The sequence below is a fragment of the Enteractinococcus helveticum genome (assembly GCF_020742345.1).
Taxonomy (GTDB): Bacteria; Actinomycetota; Actinomycetes; order Actinomycetales; family Micrococcaceae; genus Yaniella; species Yaniella helvetica_A.
Genome location: NZ_DYXC01000088.1, coordinates 1 through 7,621 on the forward strand (window position 1 = coordinate 1; position 7,621 = coordinate 7,621).

A 7,621-nucleotide genomic window follows, 5' to 3' on the forward strand; every position below is an offset into this window, starting at 1 on the left:
ATCCTGACTGTGAGACTTGGAAGTAGCTGGTCTGGGACCGGCTGCAAAGATAGGTACAGGCCGTTCCGCCGGATGGTGTGACTCGAATCCTGACTGGCTCCACATGGATGCCTTATATCTGACATGTCCACTCATCAGGTGGGCGGCCGGTGCCTATCCGGTCCACCTCGGTAACTTCATTAGAAGATTGTCCACCGCATCGCCGCGGTGTGACTCGTCTCTAATGGTATTGGCGGGTCCGAGACCTGCTGGCAAGATAGATACCACCCCCATGATGTGACTCTTGACTCATCTGTCTCTAGACGCCTCTGGATGACCTCACTGTGAACTGTCCATCATGGTGGGTGGTACTCATCCAGCCTCTTGACATGGCCTGATAGAAGGTTGTCCGCTTTGCTCAAAAGCGTGGCTCATTAGAGATTCGCCTGCCAAGAACTCTTCTCGGATCAGTGCCATAACCAACGGTCACCAAGCTGGAAGAAGATGAGGCAGTTATGACTCTTGTGGCAGAATATTATGATTACGTGGTGGGTATCGATACGCATGCTCGAACCCACACCTACGCCATCGTGAACACCCGAACCGGCGCCCGAGACGGTTGTCAGACGTTTCCCGTGTCCGCGGCCGGCATCCATCGCGCCATTGCCTGGATACAGCGCAATACCAGCGGAGCCATCTTGGCGGCAGTCGAAGGCACCCGGTCCTACGGCGCGACGATCACCCATGCGCTCACAGTCCAGAACATCACCGTGGTGGAAGTGAAGCCGCCGCGAAAAAGACAACGCGCTGGCGTGGGTAAGTCCGACGACATTGATGCAACTACAGCGGCCATGACCGTGCTGCCGCACGAGGTCAGTGCACTATTACAACCTCGCAGCGATGGCCTACGGGCAGCGCTCAGTGTCCTGGTTGCTTCTCGTGAGCGGATCGACGCACAGCGCACGCGCAACCGCAATGCACTCAACGCATTGCTCCGGCAAATTGATCTTGGAATAGATGCCCGCAGGGCACTCACCGATCGCCAGCTCAAAGAGATCCGCAATTGGTGCGTGCGCTCTACAGACACCATTCAACAACGTTATGCTCGTGCTGAAGCCGTCTTGTTAGCCACCGCGATCATGGATGCTGACCAGGCATTACACGACAACAAGCAACAATTAGCACAACTCAACGAACAACTTGCCCCTACGATGCAACACCAATTTGGCTTCGGCGCGGTCACAGTCGCCTGGATCCTTATCGCCTATTCACACCCTGGCCGGGTGCATTCCGAAGCCGCCTTCGCCGCGTTGGCAGGCGTGGCCCCTTTACAAGCATCCTCCGGCAACACCATCCGACACAGACTCAATCGGCACGGCGATCGACTCCTGAACAAAGCCCTTGACGTCATCGCAAAAACGCGCATGCGATTCGATGAGATAACAAAGCAATACGTCGAAAAGCGCACGGCCCAAGGACTCAGCTACCGAGAAATCAAAAGAGCACTAAAACGGTACCTCGCTCGAAGTATCTTCCGCCAATTACAAGTCCTGATGCATTGACAAAAACGATAGAAGGTTCACAGTATTGTTCCGATGTGATTTCCAATCCCGGACTGGTACCGGCCGCTTCACGGTCAATTATCCATGTCCATCACGTTGGAAAGGGACCGACCACTATGTCCATTGTCGCTCATGCACACCCGTTTGTTGTAGGGGTTGATACCCACGCCCGTAAACACGTCTACACGATCCTCATTGCCAGCACCGGCGCCTTCGTTGGCGCCCAGGATTTTCCCACCACCACGGCTGGCATCAACCGAGCCATCGCCTGGGTCGCGCGACACACCGGAGCTGACGTCGATACCTTGTGGGTAATCGAGGGTGCAGCATCTTATGGGGCGATCTTGGCGGGCACCGTGGCCACCCACGGGTATCCGGTGGCCGAAGCGCCACGCATGGACACTAAACAGCATTACGGTGTTGGGAAGTCCGACACCCTAGATGCCCACCGCATTGCAGCTGCAGCCTTGCCTTTGCCGGTGGGCAAGCTGCGTCGACCACGGCTCAACGGTGGGGTGCGCCAAGCCATCCGTATCTTGATTACCGCACGTGATTCGCTGACCACAGACCGCACCAGGACCGTAAATGCCCTGACCGCCTTGCTGCGCACAAACGATCTGGGCGTGGATGCTCGCAAAGCGCTGACCAAAACCCAAATTGTTGAGGTCTCCACATGGCGGAGCCGCAAGGAAGAACTGGCATTGTCCGTTGCCCGTGGTGAAGCAATCCGCTTGGCAAAACACATCATCATCCTTGATAGCCAAGTCCTCGACAACGAAAAGCATTTGACTGAATTACTTCAAGCCAGCCAGGCTGCACCACTGCTTCGAGAAAAGGGTTTTGGGCCCGTCAGTGCCGCCACATGTCTTACCGCTTGGTCACACCAAGGCCGGGTACGGACGGAAGCAGAATTCGCCTCGCTGGCCGGGGTCAACCCCATCCCAGCATCATCTGGCAACACCATCAGATACCGACTCAACCGAGGCGGTGACCGAGCACTAAACAGCGCGCTACACATGGTAGCAATCAGCAAAATGACCCACGACGATGAGACCCGCGCCTACGTGGAAAAGCGCCGAGCAGAACACAAAACTGACCGAGACATCAGACGTTGCCTCAAACGCTATCTCGCCCGCCGAGTCTTCCGGGTCCTCAACGCTCAAAACAAAGCACTGCAGACTTATTGACAACTATAGAAGAGTCAGGCACGAGCCCTGACTTTCCGAATCCCAGCACGACAGTTTGCCACGAGACCGAGCCGTATCTTGCCGCGGTTCGGCTTAACCAGCCCATTCTGGCTTCCCTGTGTCTACACCGCACTGAAGACAATCGTTTCCTTGTGCTGAGTCCCTGTGGTATTTGCAGAGAGCGCCTCATCATGCATGGGCCAGACCCACTCGTGGGCGTCCCAGAACCCGACGATGCGACACAGGTCAAATGGGTTCGTGTCGGCGAGATCATGCCGTACTACTGGCCGTCAGTCTTCGACTAAGCACACCAGAACATGCAGCGACAAAGACCTTCCGCTCGACGCTAGCTATTCGATGCTGCCGGGGTCGAGAGGTGTTGGGTTCTGCCGGTCCAGTGGTTGCGGAGCCATCGGTCATGCGACACGACAATTACGGCACCGGGGTAGTGTGCTATGGAGGCTTCCAGTTGGGTGACCAGCGGAAGTGAGAAGTGGTTCGTTGGTTCATCCAGCATCAGGACCTCGGGTGGGTTGGCCAGGATGATGGCCAGGGCCAGGCGGCGTTGTTGCCCCACGCTGAGACTATCGACAGGCCGAGTGTGGTCGCGTGGATGCATAAGCCCAAACGTTGCCAAGGGGGTGGCCTCCGCAACGGCTAATCCAACGGATTGCTCATAGACCGTGTGGGCACTCTGGCCAGCAAATGCTGAGAAGTCGCTTTCCTGTGTCAGCAGGCCGATGCTCAGCCCGGATCTGCGCATGAGGGTGCCGTGATCCGGGGTGAGGTGGCCAGCCAGTATGGCCAGCAGCGAGGATTTACCGACCCCATTGGGACCGGTGATCAGCAGCCGGTCGGTGGCCGTAATGGTCACGGAGGTCGCAGCAAGCCGGTGGGTGCTTGTCACGTGCGTGGCCCGGATAAGTTCCTCATCAGGGGCATAGCGTGCCCCGGTGGTGTGTGCAGCGTCAAGCCCTTGGAAGGACAGTTGACGGGGTGGTTTCACAATCTGGCGCTGTTCTAGCTCTTGTAACCGGGCACGGGCATCATTGACGCGGCGTGCAACGACCTTGGCGTTGCGATCGGCATAGTATTTTTGGGCCATGCGGATTTCGGTGCGGGGTTTCCAATCGGTGTGGCCCACGACTTGGTTGTCATCCACGGCGGCTCTGAGCCGTCGGAGCTGGGCTTGTTCTTGGTCATATTGGTCTTGCCAGCGCCGTCGAGCATCACGACGATACTGCACGTAGTCGGAATAGGTGCCCGTAAACCGGGTGATCCCCCTGGTAACCAACTGTTCCTGTGCATCATGGAGTCGGTGCGGTTGCGGGGCAGGATCTAAATCAATCAGCGACCGAACTGTGCGATCAAGAAAGGCCCGGTCGTGACTAGCAATCAGCACCGGCCCACGCCACGTGGACACCAGGCCGCTGAGGAACTCCACGCCGTGATCATCGAGATGGTTAGTGGGTTCATCCAGCAACAACACGTCCGGAGCGCTCAATAACACACTGGCCAGCGCTAAGCGTGCAGCCTGCCCTCCGGACAGCTGTCCCACAGGGGTTGAGGCAGCCACATCGGCTAGGCCAAGCCCGGCGACCATCCGACTGACGTGGGCGTCCACTTCCCAAGCAGCGAAGCGTTCAGCACGGTCTAACGCTTCGGTATACCGCACCACGGCAGCCTCCTGGTGAGGGTGCTCAGCAAGAGCTTGGGCTGCGTCGTCGACGTCACGGATCGCAGCACGGATGGGAGCGACAGCGGTTTCCAGCACGTCACTCAGTGTTTCGGACGCCGCGAAGGTAGGTTGCTGGGTCAACAGTCCGACAGCTGGTTGCGCGGTGTCACGGTGGAAAAACTCGACACGTCCGGCATCAGCAGGTACGTGTCCGGCAAGAATGCGAAGCAAGGTAGATTTACCGGCACCGTTTTCGCCGATCACCCCGACACAATCATCGGAGGCGACAGCAAACGAAATATCGGTAAACACCCGGCGATCCGCAAACGACTTCGACAAGCCGTCAACGCGCAGATGGGAAAAGAGAGTACGTGAATGCGACACAAAAAGATCCTTGAACGTTTCGAGCCTCGCCGGGCACACGCCTCAGACGCGAGGAGGAACAAGGATCACAGTTTCATACACCCCACAATAGCCCAAGGACGCTAGAAAAGGCCAGTCAGCCCAGGATGACACTCACGTCAGCGAACGGGTTGAGCTTTGGGCAGCAGCCAGGTATACAAAACTGCGGCCACAATGCCGACCAAGACAAAAGATAACAGACCGTAACCCATACTCGCTTCTACCGTGGCAGCCTCACCCGGACTCAGGGCTGCCAGGATATTGCCGAGGAACAAACCCAACACACCATACCCAACCGCAAAGCAGCCGATCACAATGCTTTTGAAGCGCCCTGGGTTCTGTTCCGCTTTCTATACGGGGCTCAGGACGTGAGCCTGGGTCATATGATAGTTGGCTTCGATTTCGGCCGGGGTCTGGTAGTCCAGGGCTTCATGGACTCGAGCGGTGTTCCACCAGTGGACCCAGTTCATCGTTTCGAATTCGACCTCAGTAGCTGACGGCCAGGCGGGTCGAGCATAAATCAACTCGGTCTTATACAACCCATTGACCGTCTCAGCTAGCGCATTGTCATAGGCATCGCCGGCAGTCCCCACGGAAGCTGTCAGCCCGGCGTTGGCCAGGTGCTCGGTGTAGCGGATGCTAACGTATTGCGACCCTCGATCCGAGTGATGGACTAATCCATCCAGGGCTTGGTCTTTAGCACTGAGCAACGCGTGTTCCAGCGCTTCCAACGGTAAAGCGTCGGTGCGCATGGTGGTCCGGGTCGACCAGCCCACGATCTTGCGGCTGAATGCATCTGTGACAAACGCGGTATAACAAAACCCGTTGGTGGTCCGAACATAGGTAATATCCGCCACCCATAGCTGATTCGGTGCATGCACCCGGAAGTTCCGGTTGACTAGATCCGGTCGGTGATCTGGCACCTTCGCTGGGATCGTGGTGGATGGTTTGCGGCCACGCACGACACCGCTGACTCCGGCAAGACGCATGAGCCGGGCGACTTGGTCGCGGCCAACGTCCCCACCGGCACGGGCCATGGCATGCCACATCTTGCGCACCCCATAGACCCCATAATTGGCCTGGTGCAGCTCTTTGACCACCGGAATCAACGCCGCATCCCGTCGCGAACGAGCACTGGCAGATCGGGTTTTGGTGGCCCGATATCCTCTGGAGGTGATGAACCCACGGTCTGTCGCACCTAACACACGACAGATGGACTCGACTCCGAAACGATCCCGAAACATATCGATATAAGCGATCATCTCGTCGTGGGGCGGTCGAGCTCCGCTGCGAAAAAAGCCGAGGCGGTCTTGAGGATTTCATTGGCCCGGCGCAGCTCCGCGTTCTCCCGCTTGAGCTTGCGGATTTCTTCTTGGTCATCCGTGGGCACGCCCGGCTTCTTGCCGGTATCCACCTCGGCTTGTTCCACCCACCGGCGCAATGTCTCAGTGGCGATACTGAGCTTGGGCGCGGTCTCACGAATCACCACATACTGGCTGGGTGCATCGTCATCTTCGAGCCGATCAAACACCATGCGCGTGGCACGGTCTTTAAACGACTGAGGGTACTTACTTGGCATGCTTCTATCCTCTCATTTTAGGACGAAACAAAACCCAGGACGGTTCAGAACTTACTCACAATGAGCTACTGGAGGATATACGGGGCACGGTGTTGTCGCACATTAACGACTCTTCAACAGATCCTAATTAGCGGCATTTAAACTGTCTGACTGGTGAGTGCTTTCTGTCTGACAAATCAACAATACCGCCAGCCGAAACTGCGAAAAACCGCCAAACGAAGTTAACAGTCACACAGTTGCTTTCCTTGTAGTTAAGTGAAACACTTGACCACATGGAAAGTAATTCAGGTCACGGGCAGACTCCGGCAGGGGCCCAAGCTGCTCTCGACGAAATCTTGACCGATCGACAACACCTTGCTCGCCGGACCACAGCTCCAGCCTGGTACTATCCGGTGCTTGCCATCATCACCGCCGTCATCGTTGGCTCCCCGGCTGTGGGGAATCCTGTGTGGACAGCGCTACTCATCGCTGGCGCATGCGCCGCTCTGGTATTCATCGAGTACGGGTTCACCAAGCAGACTGGGCTGTCCACCAATCGGGTTCCAGGCCCGCGCACCCTCATGCTGCTCATTGGCATGGGAGTCCTTGTGCTTGCCATGCTCGCCCTAACGGCTGTGCTGGTCACTGTCGGTCAGTCGGCCTGGGCAGTAGCCACGACCGCCATCGGTTTTCTCACCATGTTCCCCGGCGGCTTGTTCTACGACCGCGTCTATGGTCGGGAGCTAAAACGTGGGATCTGAGCCACGTTTCGACGAATCGATCCATGCACCCACCCGGCTACGCCTGTGTGCGCTCCTGCGGCCCGTCGACTTCGCAGAATTTTCTACTTTAACCTCAGCCTTGGGCATCAGCGAAGCGAACCTTTCTAAAACCGTTCGAAAGCTTGCCGACCTTGGATATCTCACCACAACGAAACAACCGGCACCGGAAAGAGGCGACTTCCGCCGCCGGACCCATGTGTCGCTCACCAGCCTGGGACGTCAGGCTTTCGACGGACATCTTGCCGCCCTGCAAGAGCTTGCCACTGCGGCAATCCCGAGCGACAGCTAACCTGCTTGATTACGTATCGCTATCTCTTTGTCGATGCCCTGAGCGGGTAACGCGGTATACCCGTTTTACATGTCATGCATACTCGCATACTCGGGACGATGAACTCTGCTAATCAAGGCGCCACATTTGGGAAACGCGCCAACCAGCGGTTGAATGCGAGCTCGATTCTGACGCCTCCGGACCT

7 protein-coding genes and 1 other annotated feature are annotated in these 7,621 nt (G+C 57.3%); of the genes, 4 read left to right on the forward strand and 3 right to left on the reverse strand.

The window, feature by feature from the left end:
- The first annotated feature begins 494 nt into the window (after nt 1–494).
- Nucleotides 495–1,541, forward strand: a complete 1,047-nt coding sequence (locus K8V32_RS08305; RefSeq protein ID WP_303905712.1) for an IS110 family RNA-guided transposase — start codon at nt 495–497, stop codon at nt 1,539–1,541.
- Nucleotides 1,542–1,657: 116 nt separating this feature from the next.
- Nucleotides 1,658–2,728, forward strand: coding sequence for an IS110 family RNA-guided transposase (locus K8V32_RS08310; protein WP_303905715.1), 1,071 nt, complete (start codon nt 1,658–1,660; stop codon nt 2,726–2,728).
- A gap of 346 nt (nt 2,729–3,074) precedes the next feature.
- Here the strand turns inward: K8V32_RS08310 and K8V32_RS08315 are convergent, their stop codons facing one another.
- From K8V32_RS08315 to K8V32_RS08325, 3 genes are all read right to left on the reverse strand, one after another.
- Nucleotides 3,075–4,790, reverse strand: a complete 1,716-nt coding sequence (locus K8V32_RS08315) for an ABC-F family ATP-binding cassette domain-containing protein (protein ID WP_303905718.1) — start codon at nt 4,788–4,790, stop codon at nt 3,075–3,077.
- A 137-nt stretch (nt 4,791–4,927) separates the two neighbouring features.
- The gene (locus tag K8V32_RS08320; RefSeq protein ID WP_303905721.1) at nt 4,928–5,083 is read right to left on the reverse strand and encodes a hypothetical protein; all 156 of its coding nucleotides are present in this window, start codon (nt 5,081–5,083) and stop codon (nt 4,928–4,930) included.
- 75 nt (nt 5,084–5,158) lie between these two features.
- Nucleotides 5,159–6,387 (reverse strand): IS3 family transposase gene (locus K8V32_RS08325; RefSeq protein WP_303905724.1). Its coding sequence is split into 2 segments (ribosomal slippage): nt 5,159–6,108 and nt 6,108–6,387, totalling 1,230 coding nucleotides; the frame shifts between segments, so codons are not numbered across the junction.
- Nucleotides 5,986–6,109 (reverse strand) — a sequence feature (AL1L pseudoknot). (Overlaps the previous gene by 124 nt.)
- A gap of 272 nt (nt 6,388–6,659) precedes the next feature.
- Here K8V32_RS08325 and K8V32_RS08330 point away from each other — a divergent pair.
- Complete coding sequence (locus tag K8V32_RS08330) at nt 6,660–7,127, forward strand: hypothetical protein (protein WP_303905727.1); 468 nt, start codon at nt 6,660–6,662, stop codon at nt 7,125–7,127.
- Nucleotides 7,117–7,437 (forward strand): transcriptional regulator, encoded by a 321-nt coding sequence (locus K8V32_RS08335; protein WP_303905730.1) that lies wholly within the window; start codon nt 7,117–7,119, stop codon nt 7,435–7,437. The genes K8V32_RS08330 and K8V32_RS08335 overlap by 11 nt, the downstream gene beginning before the upstream one ends.
- The last annotated feature ends 184 nt before the right edge of the window (nt 7,438–7,621 follow it).